At 63.1% G+C, this 23,908-nt stretch carries 25 protein-coding genes; 4 read left to right on the top strand and 21 right to left on the bottom strand.

What is annotated here, in order from left to right; translation table 11 throughout:
• The first annotated feature begins 39 nt into the window (after nt 1–39).
• Both O0880_RS16325 and O0880_RS16330 read left to right on the top strand, forming a co-directional pair.
• Nucleotides 40–945, top strand: coding sequence for a LysR family transcriptional regulator (locus O0880_RS16325; RefSeq protein ID WP_289887467.1), 906 nt, complete (start codon nt 40–42; stop codon nt 943–945).
• A 46-nt stretch (nt 946–991) separates the two neighbouring features.
• Nucleotides 992–1,795 (top strand): metallophosphoesterase, encoded by an 804-nt coding sequence (locus O0880_RS16330; RefSeq protein WP_289887469.1) that lies wholly within the window; start codon nt 992–994, stop codon nt 1,793–1,795.
• Here O0880_RS16330 and O0880_RS16335 read toward each other — a convergent pair.
• Both O0880_RS16335 and bla read right to left on the bottom strand, forming a co-directional pair.
• A complete protein-coding gene (locus tag O0880_RS16335) occupies nt 1,792–1,965 on the bottom strand; it encodes a hypothetical protein (RefSeq protein ID WP_198043811.1) in 174 nt (57 codons plus the stop codon). The genes O0880_RS16330 and O0880_RS16335 overlap by 4 nt on opposite strands.
• A gap of 324 nt (nt 1,966–2,289) precedes the next feature.
• Nucleotides 2,290–3,246: a subclass B3 metallo-beta-lactamase gene (gene bla / locus O0880_RS16340; RefSeq protein ID WP_289887471.1), complete on the bottom strand. Its 957-nt coding sequence runs from the start codon at nt 3,244–3,246 to the stop codon at nt 2,290–2,292.
• Between the two features lie 139 nt (nt 3,247–3,385).
• Here bla and O0880_RS16345 point away from each other — a divergent pair, with 139 nt between their 5' ends.
• The gene (locus tag O0880_RS16345) at nt 3,386–4,189 is read left to right on the top strand and encodes a metallophosphoesterase family protein (RefSeq protein WP_289887472.1); all 804 of its coding nucleotides are present in this window, start codon (nt 3,386–3,388) and stop codon (nt 4,187–4,189) included.
• Here O0880_RS16345 and O0880_RS16350 read toward each other — a convergent pair.
• Nucleotides 4,186–4,713, bottom strand: a complete 528-nt coding sequence (locus O0880_RS16350; RefSeq protein ID WP_289887474.1) for a dihydrofolate reductase family protein — start codon at nt 4,711–4,713, stop codon at nt 4,186–4,188. The two genes, O0880_RS16345 and O0880_RS16350, sit on opposite strands and share 4 nt — an antisense overlap.
• A 41-nt stretch (nt 4,714–4,754) precedes the next feature.
• On the opposite strand from O0880_RS16350, the gene O0880_RS16355 reads away from it, so the two are divergent.
• A complete protein-coding gene (locus tag O0880_RS16355; RefSeq protein ID WP_289887476.1) occupies nt 4,755–5,342 on the top strand; it encodes a TetR/AcrR family transcriptional regulator in 588 nt (195 codons plus the stop codon).
• A 9-nt stretch (nt 5,343–5,351) separates the two neighbouring features.
• On the opposite strand, the gene O0880_RS16360 is transcribed toward O0880_RS16355, so the two are convergent.
• The 18 genes from O0880_RS16360 to O0880_RS16445 all read right to left on the bottom strand — a co-directional run bounded on the left by O0880_RS16360 (nt 5,352) and on the right by O0880_RS16445 (nt 23,872).
• Nucleotides 5,352–6,830 (bottom strand): serine hydrolase, encoded by a 1,479-nt coding sequence (locus O0880_RS16360; protein WP_289887478.1) that lies wholly within the window; start codon nt 6,828–6,830, stop codon nt 5,352–5,354.
• Between the two features lie 173 nt (nt 6,831–7,003).
• A complete protein-coding gene (locus O0880_RS16365; RefSeq protein WP_289887481.1) occupies nt 7,004–7,783 on the bottom strand; it encodes an enoyl-CoA hydratase in 780 nt (259 codons plus the stop codon).
• 73 nt (nt 7,784–7,856) lie between these two features.
• Complete coding sequence (locus O0880_RS16370; RefSeq protein ID WP_046682137.1) at nt 7,857–9,053, bottom strand: acetyl-CoA C-acyltransferase; 1,197 nt, start codon at nt 9,051–9,053, stop codon at nt 7,857–7,859.
• Nucleotides 9,054–9,113: 60 nt separating this feature from the next.
• The gene (locus O0880_RS16375; protein ID WP_289887487.1) at nt 9,114–9,611 is read right to left on the bottom strand and encodes a YiiD C-terminal domain-containing protein; all 498 of its coding nucleotides are present in this window, start codon (nt 9,609–9,611) and stop codon (nt 9,114–9,116) included.
• Nucleotides 9,612–9,622: 11 nt separating this feature from the next.
• On the bottom strand, nt 9,623–12,022 hold the full coding sequence (locus O0880_RS16380) for a 3-hydroxyacyl-CoA dehydrogenase/enoyl-CoA hydratase family protein (protein ID WP_071325582.1): 2,400 nt from the start codon (nt 12,020–12,022) through the stop codon (nt 9,623–9,625).
• A gap of 14 nt (nt 12,023–12,036) precedes the next feature.
• Nucleotides 12,037–13,827, bottom strand: a complete 1,791-nt coding sequence (locus O0880_RS16385) for an acyl-CoA dehydrogenase C-terminal domain-containing protein (RefSeq protein WP_289887489.1) — start codon at nt 13,825–13,827, stop codon at nt 12,037–12,039.
• Between the two features lie 66 nt (nt 13,828–13,893).
• Entirely contained in the window at nt 13,894–14,520 is a 627-nt protein-coding gene (locus tag O0880_RS16390; protein WP_071325584.1) for a TetR/AcrR family transcriptional regulator, read from the bottom strand.
• A gap of 280 nt (nt 14,521–14,800) precedes the next feature.
• The gene (locus O0880_RS16395; RefSeq protein ID WP_289887490.1) at nt 14,801–15,190 is read right to left on the bottom strand and encodes an RNA-binding S4 domain-containing protein; all 390 of its coding nucleotides are present in this window, start codon (nt 15,188–15,190) and stop codon (nt 14,801–14,803) included.
• Nucleotides 15,187–16,350 carry a cardiolipin synthase ClsB gene (gene clsB, locus O0880_RS16400; protein ID WP_071325586.1) on the bottom strand — a complete coding sequence of 388 codons (1,164 nt, stop codon included), beginning with the start codon at nt 16,348–16,350 and terminating at the stop codon, nt 15,187–15,189. Before clsB ends, O0880_RS16395 begins: the two co-directional genes overlap by 4 nt.
• A gap of 9 nt (nt 16,351–16,359) precedes the next feature.
• Nucleotides 16,360–17,181 carry an endonuclease/exonuclease/phosphatase family protein gene (locus O0880_RS16405; RefSeq protein ID WP_071325587.1) on the bottom strand — a complete coding sequence of 274 codons (822 nt, stop codon included), beginning with the start codon at nt 17,179–17,181 and terminating at the stop codon, nt 16,360–16,362.
• A 91-nt stretch (nt 17,182–17,272) separates the two neighbouring features.
• Nucleotides 17,273–17,566: a hypothetical protein gene (locus O0880_RS16410; protein ID WP_071325588.1), complete on the bottom strand. Its 294-nt coding sequence runs from the start codon at nt 17,564–17,566 to the stop codon at nt 17,273–17,275.
• A gap of 19 nt (nt 17,567–17,585) precedes the next feature.
• The gene (nudB, locus tag O0880_RS16415) at nt 17,586–18,053 is read right to left on the bottom strand and encodes a dihydroneopterin triphosphate diphosphatase (RefSeq protein ID WP_289887491.1); all 468 of its coding nucleotides are present in this window, start codon (nt 18,051–18,053) and stop codon (nt 17,586–17,588) included.
• 84 nt (nt 18,054–18,137) lie between these two features.
• A complete protein-coding gene (gene aspS, locus O0880_RS16420) occupies nt 18,138–19,940 on the bottom strand; it encodes an aspartate--tRNA ligase (protein ID WP_198043815.1) in 1,803 nt (600 codons plus the stop codon).
• Nucleotides 19,941–20,003: 63 nt separating this feature from the next.
• On the bottom strand, nt 20,004–20,627 hold the full coding sequence (locus O0880_RS16425) for a DUF502 domain-containing protein (protein ID WP_071325590.1): 624 nt from the start codon (nt 20,625–20,627) through the stop codon (nt 20,004–20,006).
• Between the two features lie 40 nt (nt 20,628–20,667).
• Nucleotides 20,668–20,979 (bottom strand): FmdB family zinc ribbon protein, encoded by a 312-nt coding sequence (locus O0880_RS16430; protein ID WP_071325591.1) that lies wholly within the window; start codon nt 20,977–20,979, stop codon nt 20,668–20,670.
• Between the two features lie 91 nt (nt 20,980–21,070).
• Nucleotides 21,071–21,673, bottom strand: a complete 603-nt coding sequence (locus O0880_RS16435) for a methyltransferase (RefSeq protein WP_289887494.1) — start codon at nt 21,671–21,673, stop codon at nt 21,071–21,073.
• 19 nt (nt 21,674–21,692) lie between these two features.
• Nucleotides 21,693–23,264, bottom strand: coding sequence for a ubiquinone biosynthesis regulatory protein kinase UbiB (gene ubiB / locus O0880_RS16440; protein ID WP_071325593.1), 1,572 nt, complete (start codon nt 23,262–23,264; stop codon nt 21,693–21,695).
• Nucleotides 23,261–23,872: an SCP2 sterol-binding domain-containing protein gene (locus O0880_RS16445; protein WP_289888123.1), complete on the bottom strand. Its 612-nt coding sequence runs from the start codon at nt 23,870–23,872 to the stop codon at nt 23,261–23,263. The genes ubiB and O0880_RS16445 overlap by 4 nt, the downstream gene beginning before the upstream one ends.
• Nucleotides 23,873–23,908: the final 36 nt, after the last annotated feature.

Genomic DNA, 23,908 nt, shown 5'->3' on the forward strand with positions numbered 1-23,908 from the left:
CCATCAGCGTTCCAAAAATAGAACGATCAAGGAGGCGGCATGCAGGATCTGAATGACTTGTATTACTTTGTGCAGGTGGTCGACCATGGCGGCTTCGCCCCGGCCGGGCGCGCGCTGGGCATGCCGAAATCCAGACTGAGCCGGCGCATCGCGCTGCTGGAAGAGCGCCTTGGCGTGCGCCTGCTGCAGCGCACGACGCGGCATTTTTCCGTCACCGACGTGGGCCAGTCGTTTTACGAGCATTGCAAGGCGATGCTGGTGGAAGCGGAAGCGGCGCAGGAGGCGATCGAACTGACGCGGGCCGCGCCGCGCGGCACGGTGCGCCTGTCCTGCCCCATCGCCCTGCTGCATACCCTCGTGGGCCCGATGCTGGCCAGCTTCATGCGCGACCATCCGCAAGTGACCTTGCTGCTCGAAGCGAGCAACCGCCGCGTCGACCTGGTGGCCGAAGGCATCGACGTGGCCATCCGCGTGCGCCCGCCGCCGCTGCCCGACAGCGACCTGGTGCTGCGCGTGCTGGCCGAGCGCAGCCAGTGCATGGTCGGCAGCCCGCTGCTGTTCGCCGGCGCCCCCATGCCGACGGCGCCGGCCGACCTGGCCGACTGGCCCAGCCTGGCCATGGGCACGCCGCAGCAGCATTACCAGTGGGACCTGCATGGACCGCATGGCGCGCGCGCCCAGCTGCGCCACACGCCGCGCTTCGTCACGGGCGACATGCTGACCCTGCGCGACGCGGCCGTGGCCGGCGTCGGCGTGGTGCAGCTGCCGACCATGATGATAGGCGAACAGATCGCCAATGGCAGCCTGCTGCCGCTGATGGAGCAGTGGCGGCCACAGCGCGAAATCATCCATGCGGTTTTTCCGTCGCGGCGCGGCCTGCTGCCGGCCGTGCGCACGCTGATCGACTACCTGGCGCACAGCTTCGCCGCCCTCGGGGAAGAGTGACGCATTTCGGGTAGGATGGGGGCCTCTGCAACGGCCTGAAAACAGCATGCGTTTATTGATACTGTCGGACCTGCATCACGAATTGTGGCGCGACGAAGCGCCACAGCCAGACCTTGCGCTCAGCCGCCCCGACGTCGTGATCCTGGCCGGCGATATCGACACGGGCAGCCGCGCCATCGCCTGGGCGGCCACCACGTTTGCCGGCCTGCCCGTGCTGTACGTGCATGGCAACCATGAAGGCTATGGCCACCACCTCGACAAGGTGCGCCAGGAACTGCGCGCGGCCGCTGCCGCCACCGGCAATGTGCACTTCCTCGACTGCGGCATGCACGTCGTCGAAGACCAGGCCGGCAACAAGGTGCGCTTCCTCGGAGCGACACTGTGGACGGATTTCCGCCTGCTGGGCGACGACACGCGCCAGGCCGCCATGCGCGACGCGGAAGCGGCCATGAACGACTACCGGCGCATCCGCCTGGCGAACATGGGCTTTCGCAAGCTGCGCGCGGCCGACACGGCCATGTTCCACGCGCAGCAAAAGGCGTGGCTGACGCGCGAGCTGGCGCAGCCGTTCGATGGCCGCACGGTCGTCATCAGCCACATGGCGCCGTCGCTGCTCTCGGTCGATGACGCGTACGGCAGCGAAGCATGCTCGCCCGCATATGCGTCGCGCCTGGACGCGCTGGCCGCGCAGGCCGACCTGTGGGTGCATGGCCATATCCACGTCTCGCGCGACTACCGTATCGGCAACTGCCGCGTCGTCTGCAACCCGTGCGGCTACAAGACGCGCAGCGGCACGCCGCAAAATCCCCGCTTCGACGCGAATTTCATCGTCGAGCTGGCCGCACGCTAATCGTCGGGTTTCAAACGTCCTGCCAGCAATTGCTGCAGGCGGTGCTTGCCGGCCCGGCGCGCCGCGCGCGGCGCGGCTTCCGACTGGTGCGCGCCGGCGCCGCCGCGCAATCTAGCGGCGGCCACCAGCGGATTGCGCGGCTTGGGCGTGGCTTTCACTTTAATTTTCATGGTTGCTCCGTTCAAGCGCTGATGCAGACAAGCTGCGATGCATGGTCATCAGCGTCATTCCTGTCGTTATGCCGGGGTCGCCTGAAACAAAAAAAACCCCGACGAGTTTCCTCACCGGGGTTTTAAAGGACACCGGCTCGGGATCGGCGCTATGCCGATGGCCCCGAGCGCCATGCGCGGGGCTAGTGGTCGTACAACTTGCTGCCAGCCTGCTCGAACATGGGTTTCCTTTCTATGTCATGGTTAATCTGCACTGCGGACGCTGATTCTGCACCGGACGCTGCAGTGCGTCAACCGCTTTGCATGGCGAACGCGCCAACGTTGTTATTTGGGCGCGGACTCGCTGGCCTTTGCTTTTTCCTTTGCGATGCGCGCATCGAGCTTGGCCTCGTTGCTGGCCGCGTACTTGCTGCACGCTTGCGTATCGATGAAGGGGTTCGGCGTGACGCCTACCAGCAAGCGCCTGAGTTTTTCATCGGCGCCGGAGTGGTCGGGATGGGCCGAAATCAGGATGTCGCACGGCAGTTTGGCGAAGTCCTGCATGACGCGGCGAAAGGCCGGCGTCAGGTCCGCATGGCGCGCGTCAGCCAGATAGTGAAAATCGTCAGCGGCCACCGGCGTGAGGCTGGCGCCGAACACCACGCTCAGGCATTCCTCGCGCTCCGCATCCTCGCAGGAAACCCACGTCCAGCTGGTGCTGCCCGGCGTATGGCCAGGCGTGTAGCGCGCCATCACGCTGACTTCACCGAGCTGCAAAATCTCGCCGTCGGCGATTTCACGCACGTTCTCCACGGCCGGCATGGGGTCGATTTCTCCCGCCTGCGGATCGCTGTCTATCACCTTCCCCGCGCGCAGCGCCTGTGCACCGAGCGGACTGGCGACGACTTGCGCGCCGCTGTCGCGGGCCAGCGCGGCGATGCCGCCCGAATGGTCGAAATGCGCCTCCGTATTCAGGATGAATTTGATGTCCTCCACGCGGAATCCCAGCTCGAGGATATGTTCCTTGATGGCCTCCACCGACTGCGGCAGCGCGCCATCGATCAGGATCAGGCCCTCTTGCGTATGGATCAGCACCACGCTCAAGCCGCCCACGCCCACGTAATAGGTGTCGCCATGGATGCGCGCCGGCTGCTGCGGGCGGTTCCACTGCTCCGCATACGGCGAGGCGATGGGCTGCGTCAGAGGATCGAGGGCGGGCGTGGCGGCCTGCGCGGCCGGCAGCAGCGCCAGGCTTGCCAGCGCGATGCCGAGTAAGGTAGTGGGAAGGGAAAAAGGCTGCATGCTGCTCCAGGAGTGAGGGTGCGGTAGTCGATGCCACAGGGTACCGTCGTCGCCCATGCGCGGTCAAGCAGGCAAGCATGGCGACTTGCGCTACGATAGAGGCCCAGCCACTTTCATGCGCCTTGCCGCGCCTCCTGCCATGCGTTTGCTGATCCTGTCCGACCTGCACCTGGAAGTATGGCGCGACGACGCGCCCGCCATCGACCTCGCCGCCAGCCGTCCCGACGCGGTGATCCTGGCCGGCGACATCGACACGGGCAGCAATGCCATCGCCTGGGCCGCGCGCACCTTCGGCGCCCTGCCCGTGCTGTACGTGCATGGCAACCACGAAGGGTATGGCCACCAGCTCGAACACATGCAGGACGCCGTGCGCGACGCCTGCGCCAGCGCCAACGCGCATGGCGCGCATATTCGCCTGCTCGACGGCGATTCCGTGGTGCTCGACGGCGTGCGCTTCCTCGGCATCACCCTGTGGACGGATTTCCTGCTGTTCGGCGCGCAGCGCCAGGCAGAGGCCCTGAGCGCGGCGCAAAACTACATGCCCGACTACAAGCGCATCAGCACGGGAGGCGATGCGCCGCGCCTGCTGTGCGCAGCCGACACGGCGCAGCTGCACGCGCAGCACAAGGCCTGGCTGGCGCAGCAACTGGCGCAGCCGTTCGCCGGAAAAACCGTCGTCATCACGCACATGGCGCCGTCGATGCTGTCGGTGGAAGAGCAGTACGCCAGCAACCTGGGCTCGCCCGCCTTCGCCTCGCACCTCGATGAACTGGTGGCGCAGGCCGACCTGTGGGTGCACGGCCACATGCACGCCTCGCTCGACTATCGCATCCAGGATTGCCGCGTCGTGTGCAACCCGTGCGGCTACAAGCGGCCCGACGGCACGCCGGAAAATGAACGCTTCGATCCCGGCTTCATCGTCGAACTGGAAAGCCCGGCTTAACGCTTTCCATAGCGCAGCTGCACCACGCCGCTGGGCAACTGGTGCGTGCTTTCCAGCCGCCAGTCGCTGCGCGGCAGCGCCTCGTCGAACAGCCGCACGCCGCTCCCCAGCACCACCGGCAGCACGGACAAGGCCAGGTTGTCGATGACGCCTTCGCGCAAGCCGGCGCGGATGACGGCGCCGCCGTCGAGATACACGTGGCGGCAGCCCTCCTCGGCCAGGCCTGCCAGCACTTCCCGCACGCTGCCTTCGCGGCGCTGCTCGCCATGGCGCGGCGCGAAGTCGCGGTGGCTCAATACCACCACGCGCTTGCCCGCATACGGCCACGGCTCGAACCCCAGCACGGCGTCATACGTGCTGCGCCCGATCAGCAAGGTATCGACTTGCGTCATCAATACCGTGTAGCCGGTGGCGTCGGGCGAATCGGGCGCCAGCTCTTCCAGCCAGGACAGGTCGCCGTTTTCTCCCGCGATGCAGCCGTCGATGCTGATGCCGAGAAAGACGCTGACGAAAGGTTTTTGCATGATGTGCTCTCCAATTAATTCTACAGTGTAGAATTATGCCCATGAAAACAAAAAAACTTCAAGCCATCGAACCTCCCGTGCGCCGCGCCGGGCGACCGCGCCGCGCCGCGCCCGCGCTGGACAGCGCCGCCATCCTGCAGGCGGCCCTGCCCCTGCTGGAAGAAAAAGGCGAAGCCTTCTCGATGCGCGCGCTGGCGCAGAGCCTGGGCGTCGATGCCATGGCCCTGTATCACTATTACGCGGGAAAACAGGAATTGCTGCTGGCCCTGATGGCGCAGCGCTTCGCCGCGCTCGACCCGCGGCAGCCGCCCTTCACACGGCGCCAGGCGCCGCAGCGGCGCTTGCTGGCGCTGTGCGCGCTGTACCTGGAGCTGGTCGGCGCCACGCCCTATTTCGTGCGCCTGATGGCGCGCGGCCTGGTGGCGCAGAGCGATGTCGCCGAGCGCTTTACGGCGCTGTTCGAGCTGGCCCTCGATGGCCTGGATCTGCCGCAAAAACTCCGCTTGCGCGGCCGCGATGCCGTCGTCGATCTTTTACACGGCTATGCGCTGGCGGGACGGCCAGCGGGCGAGACGCAGTGGCACGCATCGGTCGCCCTGATCCTGGCGGGGATGCGGGCGCACGGTTGAAGCCTGCCCTCAGGGCGCCTGCAGCACGCGCAGCCGTTCGCTGGCATGGCTGTTGCCGGCGTTAAGCGCCAGCGACTTGCGATAGTTGGCGATCGCACCTTGCCTGTCGCCCGCCTGCTCGAGGATTTCCGCCAGGCTGTCGTAGGCATTCCAGCTGGCCGGATGCAGGCTGGCGTTCAGGCGCAGGATGGCCAGGGCCTGCGGCAGCTGCTGCTGGCTGCTCAATTTGTAGCCCCAGACATTCAACGCCTCCTCGCCCGGCAGTGCTTGCGCATCGCGCGCGCACAGTTCGGCCCACGCCTGCGGCGCCTGCCCGAAACCGCGTTGCAACAGCAGCTTGCGCAAGGGCAGGACCGACGGCGGCAGGCCGAACCCCGTCGACGGATGCATGGCGGGCACATAGAAGCCGGCGATTTCATCGATGAACAGTTCCGGATTGACGCCCTGCAAATTGGTCAACACCACCACCGACAGGTCGTCTTCCGGATACACGAAGAAGGCCGAACGCATGCCGCCGATGGGGCCGGCAGCGCGGTGTTCGCCGCGCACCGTCACGGGCCAGCCCAGCGCCGAACCGTTGAGCAGGTCGTTCGGCCCCTGCGTCGTGCCGTTGTTCAGCAGATACGGGCTCCACATGGCTTGCAGGCTGGCCTTGTCCTTCAGCAGTTTGCCGCCCTGCAAGGCCAGCAGCCACTGCGCGATATCGCCGGAGGTCGACAGGATGCCGGCGGCCGGGCGGAAATAGGCGGGGAAGGTGACGTAGGCGATCGCCAGCCGCGTGCCCGTCAGCCACTTGCCGCCCTCGTTGCGCGAATAGGTATAGGCGCCGGCGGAGTGCGGGACCACGTCGCTGGAGTCGCCAAAACGCGTGTGCATCAGGCCCGCCGGCTTGAACTGGTGGTTTTCCACGAAGCGCACGAAGGACTCGCCGCTGAGCTTTTCGATGATCTTGCCGATGAGAACATAGCCAGTCTGGTTGTAGCTGTAGCGCTCGCCCGGCGCGAACTCGAACGGCAGGGCCTTGACCTTGCTCCAGGACAGCGCTTCATCCCCGCCGCCCAGCAGCCTCTCCTGCTCGTCGATGATGTTGGGCAAGCCGGACGTATGCGTCATCAGCTGGCGTATGGTCAGCGCGCGCCAGGATGGCGGCAGGTCGTCCAGGTACAGCGAGATGGGGTCGGTAAGCTTGAGCTTGCCCGCCTCGACCAGCTGCATGACGGCCACGCCCGTAAACGCCTTGGTGCAGGAATTGATCGAGAAAACGCTCTCGTCGGTGGCCGCCACGCCGTTTTCCACGTTGGCCGTTCCCAGCGCGGCCAGTTCGACGACCTTGCCGCCCTGGATGACGGCCACTTGCAGCGCAGGAATCTGCTGCTGCGCCATCTGTTGCCGCAGGAAGGCCATGACCTCGGCCGACGTCCCTGGCGCAGCGTGCACCCAGACGGGCAAGGCCAGGCACAGACCGCTGATCAGCGCTACCAGTTTCATGTTGTATCCGTTCACGTGGGGGGCGCCGGCCACGCAAGGGGGAGCGTGGAGCGCCTCGGCAGCCACATTAGCGGATTATGCAACTTTGCGAAACAGAAATATCCGTATCAATCTGACCCCCAGGCAAAAACAGGCGCCCCGCGGGACGCCTGTTGCACCAGGCAGGACAAGGCTCAGGCGAATTGCTTGAAATCCGGCTTGCGCTTCTGGAAGAAGGCCGTAAACGCTTCCTTCGCTTCCGCGCCGCCCAGCATGGCGCTGAACAGCTTGTTTTCTTCCGCGATGGCGGCCTTCATCGGTTCCATGCGGTTTTGCTTCATCAGGCGCTTGGTGGCGCGGATCGAGGCCGCCGGCAGGGCCACCAGCTTGGCGGCCTGGCCTTGCGCGAACGTCATCAGGTCGTACAGCGGAACGACTTTCGACACGAGGCCCATTTCCAGCGCTTCCTGTGCGGGGAAGGACTCGCCCAGCATCAGTTTTTCCGCCGCGCGCGGATAGCCGGCCAGCTGCGTGAGCAGCAGGCTGGAGCCGAATTCCGGGCACAGGCCCAGCTGCGTGAACGGCATCGAGAAGCTGGCATTGTCGGCCGCGTAGACCAGGTCGCAGTGCATCAACAGCGTCGTGCCGATGCCGATGGCAGGGCCGGAGACGGCCGCCACCACGGGCTTGCTGCTGCCGTACAGGGCGCGCATGAACTGGAACACGGGACGGTCAAGGTCGAGCGAACCGTCGGCGGGGCGCGCCGTCTTCATGAAGTCATCGAGGTCGTTGCCGGCCGTGAAAATCTCGCGCTTGCCGCAGATCAGGATGGCGCGTACGGCATCGTCGGTTTCCGCCGCCACCAGCGCGTCGGCCAGGGTCTGGTACATGGCGCCCGTGATCGCATTCTTGCGCTCCAGGCGGTTGAATTCCAGTGTGAGGATGCCCTCGCTCTTGCTGCACAAAATATCCATGTCGTCTCCAAAAAGATAAAGGGCGCCGAGGTCATCCCGCAGCGCCCTGTTTTATTGCTTTACCCGGCCAGACTTATACGCGTTCAAAAATTCCGGCCGCGCCCATGCCGGCGCCCACGCACATCGTCACCATGCCGTACTTCTGCTTGGTGCGCTGCAGTGCATGGATCACGGTGGCCGCGCGGATGGCACCCGTCGCGCCCAGCGGGTGGCCCAGGGCGATCGCGCCGCCCATCGGGTTCACTTTCGCCGGGTCCAGGCCCAGGTCGCCGATGACGGCCAGCGCCTGTGCGGCAAACGCTTCGTTCAGCTCGATCCAGTCCAGCTGGTCCTGCGTGATGCCGGCGGCGGCACACGCTGCCGGTATGGCGAACTTCGGACCGATGCCCATGATTTCCGGCGGCACGCCGCGCACGGCGAACGACGAGAATTTCGCCAGCGGGGTCAGGTTATGCTCGCGCAGGATTTTTTCGCTGACGATCAACAGCGCGCCGGCGCCGTCGGACATCTGCGAGCTGTTGGCGGCCGTGACGCTGCCCTTGGCGGCGAAGACGGGCTTCAGCTTGGCCAGCGACTCCATCGACGAATCGGCGCGCGCGCCTTCGTCGGTGTCGACCGTGCGGCGCGTTACATCGACCTGGCCGGTGGCCAGGTTCGGCGTGCGCGTGATGATTTCCACAGGCGTCGTTTCAGCCTTGAAGAAACCGGCTTGCTGGGCGGCGATGGCGCGGCGGTGCGATTCGACGGAGAACGCGTCCTGCTGTTCGCGCGACACTTTCCATTGCTGCGCCACTTTCTCGGCCGTCAGGCCCATGCCGTAGGCCATGCCGATGTTCTCGTCGCTGAACATGTCCAGGTTCATCGAAGGGTGATGGCCCATCATCGGCACCATCGACATCGATTCGATGCCGCCGGCGATCATGACGTCGGCTTCGCCCACGCGGATGCGGTCGGCCGCCATGGCGATGGCCGTGATGCCCGACGCGCAGTAACGGTTGACGGTGACGCCGCCCACGGTCTTCGGCAAGCCGGCCAGCAGCACCGAGTTACGCGCGATATTGAAGCCCTGCTCCGCTTCCGGGAACGAGCAGCCGATGATGGCGTCGGTGATCAGCGCCGGATCGAGGCCAGGCGCTTGCGCCAGTGCCGATTGCAGCACGCGCACCAGCAGGTCGTCCGGGCGGGTGTTCTTGAACATGCCGCGCGGCGCCTTGCCGATCGGGGTGCGGGTTGCAGAGACGATGTAGGCGTCTTGAAGTTGTTTGCTCATTTTATTCTTTCAAAGATGTTGAACGAGGTTCGTGTTCTGTCGAATATCCGGGGTACTGGCTTATCGCTTCTGCGACAAATACCAGTCCACCGTCACCTGTGCCGCCAGCGTGCCTTCGGAGTCGAAGATATCGACTTCCACGGGAAACGCCACCTTGCCATCCTGCGCCAGCTGCGCCTTCAAGGCAGCCAGGTCGCCCGGTACCCGGCCTTCGGCGCGCGTCGCGCCCCGGGCCACCTTCTGGTACCGAATGCGCGACTCCTTGGCCACCGGGCGCAAGCCCAGTATCAGTTCGGCGAAGCCGCCCGCCATGGCCGCGCCGGAAGCCGTTTCAGCCAGGGTAAACAAGGCGCCCGCATGCTGCGTGCCCAGGTGGTTATGCAGTTTGGGATCGTCCGGCATCGACACCCTGGAGGTGCCGACGCCGATGTCGTCGATGCTGATCCCCAGCAGCCGCACGAAGGGCAAGGTGTCCATCATCTGTTGTTTGATACGGTCATACACCATGCTTGGCCTCACGCGCAGCAATACTTTAAATACGAGGGACAGGATCGACATCGACGCTGTGCTTAGTTGCGTACCGGCTTACCGGTCTGCATCATGCCCATGATCCGTTCCTGGGTTTTCGGATGGTTCAACAGCTCCAGGAATGCCTTGCGTTCCATATCCAGCAGCCACTGTTCGCTGACGAAACTGCCCTGGTCCACATCGCCGCCCGATACGATCTCGGCGATCATCTCGCCCAGCTTGAAATCGTGCGCCGAGATGAAGCCGCCGTCGCGCATGTTGACCAGCTGCGCCTTGATGGTGCCCCAACCGTAGCGGCCCGTGACCTGGATCAGCGAAGGCAGTTGCGGACGGAAGCCGGCGTCGAACATGGCGCGCGCCTCGACCTTGGCCACGTGCAGCAGCTCGTAGGCGTTGAACACGATCACGTCGTCTTCCTTCAGGTAGCCCATCTTCTTCGCTTCCAGCGCCGATTTCGACACGTTGGCGGTGGCCGCATTGGTGAAGCCCGTTTTCAGGAATTGCAGGATGTCGTTGCCCTTGGCTTCCTTGTAGGCGCGCTGCGCCGCTTCCTTCAGGCCGCCGCCGGCAGGAATCAGGCCCACGCCCACTTCCACCAGGCCGATGTACGACTCGATCGAGGCCACGCGCTTCGATGCGTGCAGCGCCAGTTCGCAACCGCCGCCCAGTGCCAGGCCAGCGACCGCGGCGATCACCGGCACGTTCGCGTATTTCAGCGACATGAAGGTGTTCTGCAGTTCGGCGATGATCGGATCGACGGCTTTCACGCCGCCTTGCATGAACGCCGGCAGGGCCGATTGCAGGTCGGCGCCGGCCGAGAAGGCGCCGCCTTCGGCTGCGTCGGCGTGCCAGATCACCAGGCCCTTGAAGTTTTTCTCGGCTTCGGCCAAGGCCAGTTTCAGGCCATTGATCACGCCTTCGCCGATCACGTGCATCTTGGTCTTGAACGAGATGATCAGTACATCGTCGCCCGTATGCCAGACGCGCACGGATTCGTCTTCGAAAACGGTGGTGCCGGCGGTCTTGCCGTCGATGGCGCCGCTGCCCAGGACCGGCGCGCGGAATGGCTGGCGGTCATACACGGACAGGGTCGAACGCGGCACGAAGCTGTTCGACACGGCGGAGTACGAGCCTTCCGGCGTGTGCACGCCGCCTTTTTCAGCGACCGGACCTTCGAAGACCCAGGCTGGCAGCGGTGCGTTGCACAGCGCGTGGCCGGCGTCGATGTCTTCCTTGACCCAGTTGGCCACTTGCAGCCAGTTCGATGCCTGCCACGTTTCAAACGGGCCGACGTTCCAGCCGAAGCCCCAGCGCATGGCGAAGTCGATGTCGCGCGCATTGTCGGCCACGGTGTCCAGGTGGATGGCGATGTAGTGGAATGCGTCGCGGAAGATCGCCCACAGGAACTGGCCTTGCGGGTTCGTCGATTCGCGCAGCGCCTTCATCTTCTTGACCGGATCCTTTTCCTTCAGGATGCGGGCGATGATGTCGGCAGCCTTGGCGCCGCCGGCCACGTATTCACCGGTGGCGAAGTCCAGGCGTTGAATCTCCTTGCCGACCTTCTTGTAGAAGCCCGCGCCGCTCTTCTGGCCCAGCGCGCCTTTTTCCACCAGCGATGCCAGCACTGCCGGCGTCTTGTAGACGGCGGCGAACGGGTCGTTCGGCAGGTAGTCCTGCATGGTCTTGATCACATGACCCATGGTGTCCAGGCCGACCACGTCCGCCGTGCGGAAGGTGCCCGACTTGGCGCGGCCCAGCTTGGAGCCGGTCAGGTCATCGACGACGTCCACGGACAGGCCGAATTTTTCCGCTTCGTGCACGATGGCCAGGATGCCGAACACGCCAACGCGGTTGGCGATGAAGTTCGGCGTGTCCTTGGCGCGTACCACGCCCTTGCCCAGGGTGGTGGTCAGGAAGCCTTCCAGCTGGTCGGAAATTTCAGGCTTGGTGAACGCGGTCGGGATGATCTCGACCAGGTGCATATAGCGCGGCGGGTTGAAGAAGTGCACGCCGCAGTAGCGCGATTTCAGGTCGGCGTCGAAACCGTCGGCCAGCTTGGTGATCGACAGGCCCGAGGTGTTCGAGGCGAAGATCGCGTTCGGGCCGATGTGCGGAGCCACCTTCTGGTACAGGTCGTGTTTCCAGTCCATGCGCTCGGCGATGGCTTCGATGATCAGGTCGCAACCGGCCAGCAGGTCCAGGTTGTCTTCGTAGTTGGCGACCTGGATCAGTGCGGCGTCATCCTTGTTGCCCAGCGGCGCAGGCGACAGTTTTTTCAGGTTCTCGATGGCGCGCAGCACGATGCCATTCTTCGGACCTTCTTTGGCAGGCAAGTCGAACAGCACGACCGGCACTTTCGCGTTGATGCAATGGGCGGCGATCTGCGCGCCCATCACGCCGGCGCCGAGGACGGCTACTTTTTTAACGATGAAATTGGTCATATTTTCCTCAAGTCTTAGAACAGGTCTGCGTCGAGTGCCATCAGGTTGGCCGAACCGGAGCGCGCCTGACGAATCAGGGTTGCCGTTTCAGGCTGCAAGCGGGCGAAGTAGAAACGTGCGGTAGCCAGTTTGGCGGTGTAGAACTTGTCGCCGCTGGATTCTTTTTCGAGGGCGATCTTGGCCATCTGCGCGAACAGGTAGCTGTAGATCATATGGCCGACGACACGCAGGTAAGGCACGCATGCCGCACCCACTTCGTCCGGATTCTGGAATGCCTTCATGCCGATTTCCATGGTCAGCTTGGTGACTTTGTCGCCCAGGTCGCCCAATGGCGTCACGAATTCGCTCATCGCTTCATCGGTGCCGTTGTCTTCGACGAAGGCCTTGATCTTTTCGCCGAACTTGCGCAGCTTGGCGCCGTTGTCGCCGAGGACCTTGCGACCCAGCAGGTCCAGCGACTGGATCGTGTTCGTGCCTTCGTAGATCATGTTGATGCGCGCGTCGCGCACATACTGTTCCATGCCCCATTCCGAGATGTAGCCGTGGCCGCCGAACACTTGCATCGCGTCCGAGGTGGCGATCCAGGCGTTGTCGGTGATGAAGGCCTTGATGACGGGCGTCAGCAGCGCCACTTCGTCGGCAGCTTCCTTGCGCACGTCGGCGTCAGGGTGGTGCAGTTCGCGGTCGATCTGCAGCGCCACGTAGGAAGTGAAGGCGCGCGCGCCTTCCGCGTAGGCCTTGCCGGTCAGCAGCATGCGGCGCACGTCAGGGTGCACGATGATGCGGTCGGCCGGCAGTTCCGGGTTCTTGATGCCGGACAGCGAACGCATTTGCGTGCGGTCCTTGGCGTAGATCAGCGCGTTCTGGTAGGCGATTTCCGTCAGGCCCAGCGACTGCATGCCCACGCCCAAACGGGCCGCGTTCATGAAGACGAACATGGCGTTCAGGCCCTTGTTCGGCTGGCCGATGATCCAGCCCTTGGCACCGTCCAGGTTCATCTGGCAGGTCGAGTTGCCGTGGATGCCCATCTTTTCTTCGATAGCGCCACAGGTGATCGGGTTGCGCTCGCCGACGGAACCGTCGGCATTCGGCAGGAATTTCGGCACCAGGAACAGCGAGATGCCTTTCGAGCCTTCCGGCGCGTCCGGCACGCGGGCCAGCACCAGGTGCAGGATGTTTTCCGACATGTCGTGCTCGCCGGCGGAGATGAAGATCTTGTTGCCGGTGATGGTCCAGGAACCGTCCGCCTCGGGCAGCGCTTTCGAGCGCAGCAGGCCCAGGTCGGTGCCGCAGTGCGGTTCGGTCAGGCACATGGTGCCCGTCCATTCGCCCGACACCAGCTTCGGCAGATAGACTTCCTTCTGGTGCTCGGTGCCGTGTTCCTTCAGGCACTCGTAGGCGCCGTGCGACAGGCCAGGGTACATGGACCAGGCCTGGTTCGACGAATTGAGCATTTCATAGAACGAGTTGTTCAATACCACTGGCAAGCCCTGGCCGCCGTATTCCGGATCGCAAGCCAATGCCGCCCAGCCGCCTTCGACATACTGCTTGTAAGCTTCTTTGAAACCTTTCGGCGTCGTCACGTTTTTCGTGACGGGGTCGTGGTGGCAGCCTTCGCGGTCGCCGGAGTGGTTCAGCGGGAACAGGACTTCGGAGGTGAATTTGCCGCCCTCTTCCAGCACCTGGTTGATGATGTCGGCGTCGACTTCCGCATAGTGCGGCATTTGCTTCAATTCTTCTTCCACTTGCAGGAATTCATGCAGGACGAATTGCATATCCCGGATTGGCGCGACGTATTGACCCATAATTTTCTCCTGAAGGCGTTTAGCTAAAGTGTGTACTGGTGAATTGCGTGTTCGTTGCTGCGAAAACTACTGATTCCTGACGGCTTGTTCCTGACTGGCTGCAGCGGGATTCTGGTACGACGCCAGCAGGCGGACAAAGCCCGCCTGCGCCCGTTCGATGCTGCCCGGCACGCGCAGGAAGCGCGCATCGTGATGCAGGGCCAGGATCAGGCCATACATCTCGTACACGAGCTGCTGGGCGTCCGTGTCCGCTTTCAGGTCGCCCGTGGCGATCGATTGCTCGACACAGCGCAGCAGCGCGCCCTGCCAGGCCCGTACCATGGCCACCAGGGCTTCGCGGATCGGGCCCGGACGGTCGTCATACTCGACGGCGCCGCTGATATAGATGCAGCCGGAAGCGATTTCCACGCTGACCCGCTTGACCCAGCGCGCAAACATCGATTGCAGGCGCTGGATGCCGCGTGGTTCTTTCATGCTGGGGAAAAAGACTTCTTGCTCGAAACGGTAGTGGTAGAGCTTCAGCACTTCCATCTGCAAGTCTTCGCGCGAGCCAAAGTGGGCAAACACGCCCGACTTGCTCATGTTCATTTTGTCCGCAAGCAGCCCAATGGTCAGGCCCTCCAGGCCGTCGCGGCTGGACAGGTCCAGCGCCACGTCGAGGATGGCTGCACGGGTCAGTTCGCCCTTGCGCATGAATTTGACTGAAGTATTCAAGAGGTCCGTTCTCAAAGTGATGTTGCCGATTTGGCGGACTGAAGCGCGGGTAAAAAAAAGCACGCTCCGAAAAAATCCGAACGCTCGTACTATTATCCACTACCACGTAAAAGTCAAACGGGAACTTTAGAGCCGGTGTTCTATTGGTGCAGCGCAGCATTCTCTGGCCGCGTTGTTGATAGTACTTTCAGGGCGGCAAAGGCGGGTTTTGCCGGGGCTCGCCCCCGGTTTTCCCCGCCCGCGCCGCTGGCGGCGTGCCTCAGTCGACGCCGCCTGCCTTGCTCAGTTGACGGCGGTCGCGCTTGGTCGGCCGCCCTTTGATGGTGCTGCCCGGTTCGCGGAACAGCTTGCGTTCTTCCGCCAGCAGTTCGCGGCGGGCGATGCTGGCCGGCGTTTCCCCATACAGCAAGCGCGCCACGGGCGCCGCGCCGCGCTTGTCGGACAGGCCCAGCACGGCCACTTCCCACGTTTCCGCGCCATTGTCGATGGCCAGCTCATCGCCCACGCGCACGCTGCGCGCCGGTTTCACGCGCTCGCCGTCCACTTTCACCTTGCCCGTATCGACGGCCTCGCTGGCCAGCGAGCGCGTCTTGAAGAAGCGCGCCGCCCACAGCCATTTGTCCAGCCTTACCGTTGTCATTTCACTCATGCGTACTTGCCCACTGAAAAAATGCGCATCACCAGCCGGTACACGAGGAACGCGGCTTCGTAGCCGATACGCCGGAAACGGCCGATGTGCTTGAAATCATCCTGGTGGATGACGATGCCGTCGGCCACGCCCTGCTCGATATGCTGGCGCAGGCTTTGCGCAAACGCCACGTCCTTGATGACCACGTTCGCTTCCTGGTTCAGGAACAGGCTCAGCGCGTCAATATTGCTCGAGCCCACCGTTGCCCAGTCATCGTCGACGACGGCCACCTTGGCGTGCAGCTGCGTCTTGCGGTATTCGACGATTTTCACGCCGGCGGCCAGCAGCTTCGGATAGAACGAGTGCGCCACGGCATCCTGCATGCGGAATTCGCCCACGCCGATCAGCAGGACCACGTCGACGCCGCGCTGGGCCGCCTGCGCCAGCGCGCGACGCAGCTTGTGCCCGGGGGCGAAATACGGGTTGGCCAGCATCACGCTTTTACGCGCCTGGCCCAGTGCCTGCAGGTAGGCGCGCTGGATGGTGCGGCGGTTGCGCAGGTTGTCGCGCACGACAAAGCCGGCCACGACGGGATTCTTCGCCAGCTCCTTGCTGACGACGCGCATCTTGCGGTACAGCTTGATGCGCCGCACCAGGTTCATCTTGCCCAGCCGCGCCCACTGCGCCTGTACTTCTTCGTGGATGGCGTCCACCAGCGGGCCCTTCACCTGCACGGCGAAGTCCCAGCGCGGCGCTTCCAGGCTGATGTTGTGGTCGTAGTCGCAAAACATGTCATCGTTGATATTGATGCCGCCCACCAGGGCGATCTCGCCATCGGCCACGCAGATCTTGCGGTGCGTGCGCGTGATGCCGCGCCGGAACCACGGATTGAAGATGCGGTGGTGCACGCCGGCCGCTTCCAGCTGTGCATGCATGGCATTGACCCTGCGGTTGCCGGTGCCGAACCAGTCCGTGATCATGCACACCAGCACGCCGCGGGCGGCCGCGCGTTTGAGCGCATCGAGCACCAGGGTGCCCGTGGCGTCGTCGGCAAAGATATACGTCTCGAAATAGACTTCGGAACGCGCGCCGTCGATGGCCGCGACCAGGGCGGGAAAGTAATCGGTGCCGCAATACAGCAGCTGGATGTCGTTGTGGGCGATGAAATTGACTGTGCGCATGCCGGCAGTCTACGCGAGTTTCAAAGCAGCAACTATCGGCGCGTGGTCCGACAATTTTGCCCACAAGGTGCCATGCATCACTTGCGCCCCTTCCACCTGGAAACCGCGCACATAGATGCGGTCCAGGCGGAACCACGGCAAGGCGGCGGGAAAGGTCCGCGCCGGCACGGGAATCGGCGTTTTCGTCTGGCGCCGCGCCAGGGTGCGCACGAGGTCGCCCAAGGCCGAGTTCGATGCACGCTGGTCGAACACTTCCACCACGCCCAGCGCATTGCGCAGCTTGTCGCTGAGCGTATTGCGCCAGTCGTTGAAGTCGCCGGCAATGATGACGGGCTCGCCATTGGGCGCCGACTCCATGACGGCGTCGATCAGCGCCTGTGTCTGCCGGCCCCGTCCCGATTCGAACAGGCCCAGGTGGACCACGTAGCAATGCACATCGGCGTGCGGCGTGTTGAGCACGCAATGCAGGATGCCGCGCTGCTCGTAAGCATGATCTGAGACGTCGTGGTTGGTTTGCGAGGCGATGGGGAACTTGCTGAGCAAGGCATTGCCGTGGTGGCCATGGTCATACACGGCGTTCATGCCGTAGGCCGTGTGGTGCTCGGGGCCGGCAAAGAATTCATGCTGCGATGCTTCCGGCCAATGCTTGTGGCCATTGTTTTCGGCGCCGAAGCGGGCCGCATTGCGGTCATGCTTGCCCTGCACTTCTTGCAAAAAAACAACATCTGCATGGAACAGCGCAATCGCCTGCTTCAATGCATGGACCCTGGGCAAGCCCCGCACGGAGGAAACGCCCTTGTGTATATTATAAGTTGCTACGCGGATTTTCATGCATCGATTCTACTCCCAGACAGGCCCCGCGCGGCGCCAGCGTAGGTGCGCGTGCGCACCTACACGGGCAGAATCATCGTGCCGGACGCGATCAGGCCAGCATGCGGCCCACGCCTGCCGTCACGCTCACCAGCAAGGCCGTGATGCCGGCGGCCCAGACCACCTTGACCAGCAAGGGCGCGCCGCGCCAGGCCACCGTGCGCTTGCCCTTGGCGAACGCGCCCGGGTGCAGCAGCCAGCCGATCGCCATCAGCGGCATGCCGATCGGCGGCGTGCGGCCGGGCACGGTGGAGGTGAAGAGCGCCAGGATAAAGCACAGGCACAGGATGATGCCCACGGTGCCCAGCAGTTTTTGCTGTGCGGTCAAATGAATCCAGTTCAACATGAAATACTTTCTAGAAAGGTCAGGTAAGGCGTCGTGCCAGGCCCGTCATGGCCGGCAATTGCAGGATCGCTTCCGCGTTGGAGGACGAGAAACAGCGGTCGGCCGCCGCCAGGTACGGCAGCCACGCATATTGCAAGTGTTCGCGCGGGCTCAGGGTGATGGCGATGTCGCGTGGCACTTGCACGCTGAACACGTGCTCCGTGTTGCGCGTCACGCCGGGCGCATAGCGGTGGCGCCAGATCGGGTAGATCTCGTACACATTCGACAAGTTCCAGTCGCGCAGCACGATGCCTTCGCCATCGGCAACGATGCCGGTTTCCTCGCACAGTTCGCGCGCGGCCGTCTGCAGCAGCGGCTCGTCGACGGCATCGACTGAGCCGGTCACCGACTGCCAGAAGCCGGGCTGGCCCGCGCGCTCGATCAGCAAGACGTCCAGATCGGCCGTATGAATGACGACCAGCACGGAAACGGGAATTTTATGGGTCATATCAACAATGAAAAAGGCGCCTTGAAAGCGCCTCTTTTTGCATAGCTTATCAAACAGCGGCCGCCGCAGCGGCCGCATGCCTCATTACACTACCTTGGGCTCGGCGCTGCGCAAACGGATGTGCAGTTCGCGCAGTTGCTTCTCGTCTACTTCCGACGGCGCATGGGTCAGCAAATCTTGCGCGCGCTGGGTTTTCGGGAAAGCGATCACGTCGCGGATCGATTCGGAACCGGTCATCATGGTCACGATACGATCCAGGCCGAATGCCAGGCCGCCATGCGGCGGCGCGCCGTATTGCAGGGCGTCGAGCAGGAAGCCGAACTTCAGCTGCGCTTCTTCGGCATCGATCTTCAATGCGCGGAAGACCTTGCTTTGGACTTCTTCGCGGTGGATACGGATCGAACCGCCACCCAGTTCCCAGCCGTTCAAGACCATGTCGTAGGCCTTGGCGATGCAGGCGCCCGGATTGGTTTCCAGCATGTCTTCATGGCCATCTTTCGGCGCCGTGAATGGATGGTGGGTTGCCGTCCAGCGGTCCGCTTCTTCGTCGTGTTCGAACATCGGGAAGTCGACCACCCACAATGGCTTCCACACGTCGTCGAACAGGCCGGCTTTCTTGCCGAATTCGCTATGGCCGATTTTCACGCGCAGCGCGCCGATGGCGTCGTTGACGACTTTCGCCTTGTCGGCGCCGAAGAAGATCAGGTCGCCGTCTTGTGCATTCGTCAGTTCAATGATCTGCGCCAATGCCGCATCGTGCAGGTTCTTCACGATCGGCGATTGCAGGCCGTCGCGGCCCTTGGCTTTTTCATTGACCTTGATGTAGGCCAGGCCCTTGGCGCCATAAATGGCAACGAATTGCGTGTATGCATCGATTTCCGAGCGCGGCATGGCGCCGCCGCCTGGAATCAGCAAGCCCACCACGCGGCCCTTCGGCATGTTGGCAGCGCCCGAGAAGACCTTGAAGTCGACGTCTTTCATGACGTCGGTCAAGTCCGTGAAGGCCAGCTTGACGCGCATGTCCGGCTTGTCGGAACCGTACAGGCCCATCGCTTCGGCGAAGTCCATCACCGGGAACGGGTTCGGCAGGTCGATATCGAGGGTGTTCTTGAAGACGACGCGTATCATGTCTTCGAACAGGTCGCGGATTTCCTGTTCCGTCAGGAACGAGGTTTCGCAGTCGATCTGCGTGAATTCCGGCTGGCGGTCAGCGCGCAAGTCTTCATCGCGGAAGCACTTGGTGATCTGGTAGTAACGGTCGAAGTTGGCGACCATCAACAGTTGCTTGAACAACTGTGGCGATTGCGGCAAGGCGAAGAAGCTGCCGGCGTTCACGCGCGACGGCACCAGGTAATCGCGCGCGCCTTCTGGCGTCGACTTGGTCAGCATCGGCGTTTCGATGTCGATGAAGCCCAGCGCGTCGAGGTACTTGCGCACTTCCATCGTGACCTTGTAACGCAGGCGCAGGTTGTTCTGCATTTGCGGGCGGCGCAGGTCCAGCACGCGGTGCGTCAGGCGCGTCGTTTCCGACAGGTTGTCGTCGTCGAGCTGGAACGGCACGGGCACGGAAGGGTTCAGCACTTCCAGTTCCGAGCAGACCACTTCGATCTTGCCCGATTTCAGGTTGTTGTTGATGGTGCCGTCGATACGGTTCGTCACCACGCCCGTCACGCGCAGGCAGAATTCGTTGCGCACGGCTTCGGCGACCTTGAACATCTCCGCTTGTTCCGGGTTGCAAACGATTTGCACCAGGCCTTCACGGTCGCGCAAATCGATGAAAATCAGGCTGCCGTGGTCGCGGCGGCGATGTACCCAGCCGCACAGGCTGACGGTTTGTCCCAGCATGGCTTCAGTAACGAGGCCGCAATATTCAGTACGCATAGACATAAAATTCTCAGTTCAGGTTAGTGAGTGTTCAATCCGGCCACGTCCCCCGTGGGACGCCTGCCTTTATTCTTTGGCTACCGGGGCCGTTACAGCGACAACTTCCGCAGGCGCCACCACGCCCATCGAGACGATGTACTTGAGCGCCGCATCGACGCTCATGTCCAGCTCGACCACATCGCTGCGCTTCATCATCAGGAAGAAGCCCGATGTCGGGTTCGGCGTCGTCGGCACATACACGCTGACGTAATCGCCCACCAGGTGGTTCGCCGCATCGCCGCCCGGCACGCCGGTCAGGAAGGCGATGGTCCAGGAATTCTGGTGCGGATATGGCACCAGCACTGCCTTGCGGAAAGCATTGCCCGACGAGGAAAACAAGGTATCCGATACCTGCTTGACGCTCGAATACAGGGAATTAACGATGGGTATGCGCTGCAGCAACTTTTCCCACAGTTTCACCACGTAATTGCCGACCAGGTTATTCGTCAACAAGCCTGTCAGGAAGACGATGACTATCGTCAGTATCGTGCCCAGGCCGGGAATGTCAAAGCCAAACAGCGAGGTCGGGCGGAAACGCGCCGGTACCAGCAGCAGGGACTGATCCAGGGTGCCGATCACCAAATTGAGTACCCAGACGGTAATGGCCAGCGGTACTAAAATCAGCAATCCGGTAATGAAGTATTTACGCATCGGTTTCTCGGTAATGGAATGGTTCGGCGCAACGCGCTTGTCAGTCCGCTTTCGGCGCCGCCGCGGCAGGCGCGGGCGCCGGGGCAGCGGCGGCAGGCGCGCTCTCGGCAGCAGGAGCCGGCTTGGCGTTATCGGCCGGGCCCGTCGGAATGGCCGTCGTCGGTGCCGTGCCGCCGCGGAAATCGGTCGCGTACCAGCCAGTGCCCTTCAATTGGAAACCGGCGGCCGTCAATTGCTTCTTGAAACTGGGCTTGCCGCACGACAGGCACACCGTCAGTACTGGATCGGAGATCTTTTGCAAGACATCCTTGGCAAAACCACACTCGTCACAACGGTAAGCGTAAATCGGCATCTCTACTCCGAGAAAATCATCAAAAACCCTGAATTATAAAGCTTTTCCGCCAGTCTCTACGGAAATCGCCCGGCCGCCTGCCCTGCCAGGCTCAGTCCGCCCGGCGGCGCCAGCTCATCCAGCGCTCCTTGCCGGCGAAGACAGCGATGGAATCGCCGACGGCTTCATCGGCCAGGCAGTCGAAATGTGGCACCAGCAAGGCGTTTAATTGCTCACGCGACATACCAAATGGCGGCCCCTTGGCATTATCGTCAAAGAAAAAGTAGCCGGCCAACATCGCGCCCGGTGCCAGCAACTGCGCCCAGCGGGCTGCCACCTGCGGCCACATGGCCCGCGGCATGGCGCACAGGAACGCCCGTTCATAAATCAGGTCCAGCGGCGCGTCTGGCTGCCAGGCAAAGAAATCGGCTTCCACCACCCGCCCTGCCCGTTCGCCAAGCTGGACGCGCGCGGCGGCCACGGCCGCTGGCGAAAAGTCGATGGCCGTGGCGTCCCAGCCCGCGTCGAGCATGAAGGCCAGTTCGTAGGCGGAACCGCAGCCGGGTATCAGACAGCGCAGCGGCGCCGGACTGCCCAGCACGAAGCTGCGCAGGCGCGCGGGTACGCCGCCCTGGTCCCACGGCGTGCATTGTTTCTCGAAACGCTCGTCCCAGAAGGCGGGCGACAGCGGGTCGCGGGTATGGAAGTCAGCCATCACTTACGTCCTGATCCTGTTAAAACGGCAGTTGATGCCAGCGCATATACACTTGCAAGCCCAGCGCGCCGAGCGCGAAGGCGCCGACGAAATACACGATAAAGCTCAGCAGGCGGTTCGTCTGGCGTTGTTCTGCCAACAAGGTTTTCATCAGTTCCACGTCGTTTTCGCGCGGCTCGCCATGCACCGTCAAGGCCTGGTGCAGCAAACGCGGCAGTTGCGGGAAGATGTGCGCATAGCGGGGCGCCTCGGCGCGCAGGCGTTCCATGAAGCCTTGCGGCCCCACCTGATTGCTCATCCATTTTTCCAGGTAGGGCTTGGCCGTCTGCCACAGGTCCAGTTCCGGGTCCAGCTGGCGTCCCAGGCCTTCGATATTGAGCAGGGTCTTTTGCAGCAGCACCAGCTGCGGCTGCACTTCCACATTGAAGCGGCGCGAGGTCTGGAACAGACGCAGCAGAACTTGCCCAAAGGAAATATCCTTCAGCGGGCGGTCGAAGATCGGCTCGCAGCAGGCGCGCACGGCCGCTTCCAGCTCGTCGACGCGCGTGTCTTTCGGCGCCCAGCCCGATTCGATATGCGCCTCGGCCACGCGCTTGTAGTCGCGGCGGAAGAAGGCGAGGAAGTTTTGCGACAGGTAATCCTTGTCGTAATCGTTCAAGGTGCCGACGATGCCGAAATCCAGCGCGATATAGCGGCCGAACGAGTCGGGCGCGATGGAGACGAGAATATTACCCGGATGCATGTCCGCATGGAAAAAGCCGTCGCGGAACACTTGCGTGAAGAAAATTTCCACGCCATCGCTGGACAGTTTACGCAAGTCCACGCCGGCCGCCACCAGGCGGTCGATCTGCGACACGGGGATGCCGTACATGCGTTCCATCACGATGACGCTGCTGGAACAATAGTCCCAGTGCATTTCCGGCACCAGCAGCAAGTCCGAATTGGCGAAGTTGCGGCGCAGCTGGCTGGCGTTGGCCGCCTCGCGCATCAGGTCCAGCTCGTCGTGCAGGTATTTGTCGAATTCGCCCACCACTTCGCGCGGCTTCAAACGCTTGCTGTCGGCCCACAGGCGGCTGATCCAGCCGGCTGCGATATGCATCAGCGCCACGTCTTCGTCGATCAGCTTTTTCATGCCTGGACGCAAGACCTTCACGGCCACTTCGCGGCCATCCTTCAAGGTGGCGAAGTGCACCTGGGCAATCGAGGCGGACGCCACCGGTTCGCGCTCGAAGCGGGCAAACAGCTGGTCCGGATGGGCGCCCAGGGACTTGGTGATCTGCGCGATGGCCAGGTCGGAATCGAAGGGCGGCACGCGATCCTGCAAACGCGCCAGTTCCTCGGCGATGTCGGGCGGCATCAGGTCGCGCCGCGTCGACAGCACCTGGCCGAATTTCACGAAGATGGGCCCCAGTTCTTCCAGCGCCAGGCGCAGGCGCAGGCCGCGTGGCGACGACAGGTCGCGCCAGAAAATCAGGGTGTCGATCAGCTTGGCAGTGCGCGGAACTTGCAGACCAGAAATTGCTATCTCATCTAGACCGTACTTGATGGAAACACGGATGATCTTAAACAGGCGCAGGAATTTCAATATCATGTAGACACATCCGGTGAAGAGGACTGCGGCTGGAGGGCGGCGGCCGCCTTTTCCAGCCGGGCGAGGCGCTTGGCCAGGCGTTCGACGTCATCGCGCACGCGCGTCACGCCAGCCGAGTATTCCAGCAAGGTAGCGGGACGGATCAGCATGGGCTGTTCGTCCAGAAAGTATTCCGCCACGTTTTCCGCCAGCTTTTGCTGGCCCGTGCGCACGAAGGCAAGGGCATCCCTGGCGCCAGAGACCACGCGCGTGGCCAGGATGGGGCCGAACAGCTTTTCCAGGTCGTGCTCCGCTTCCCAGCGCAAACCCTTGCTCAATTGCGAAATCGCATTGGCAAACTCGGCGTCGCCTTCGATTTTCACGTACGAAAACGCCCGTTCGCGGTTTTGCAGGATCAGCGGCACGTCGGACAGTTTGACGCGGATGGTGACATTGGCAGACACGTCCGCCGGCGCCGCTTCCAGCATGCCGGCGCTGTCGACGCGCATGCGCAGGGCCACGGCGCCCGTATCGATACAGGCCAGCTTGCCGGCGTGCACCGCCAGTTGCTGGCGCGCCCACGGCTCCTGCGCCAGCAGGTGATTGATGGTCGCGATAACGGGAGTCATCAAGGTAAGGTCGGGAATCGGTGCCATCATATGCTT

This window comes from Janthinobacterium sp. SUN118 (assembly GCF_030397695.1).
Taxonomy (GTDB): domain Bacteria; phylum Pseudomonadota; class Gammaproteobacteria; order Burkholderiales; family Burkholderiaceae_D; genus Janthinobacterium.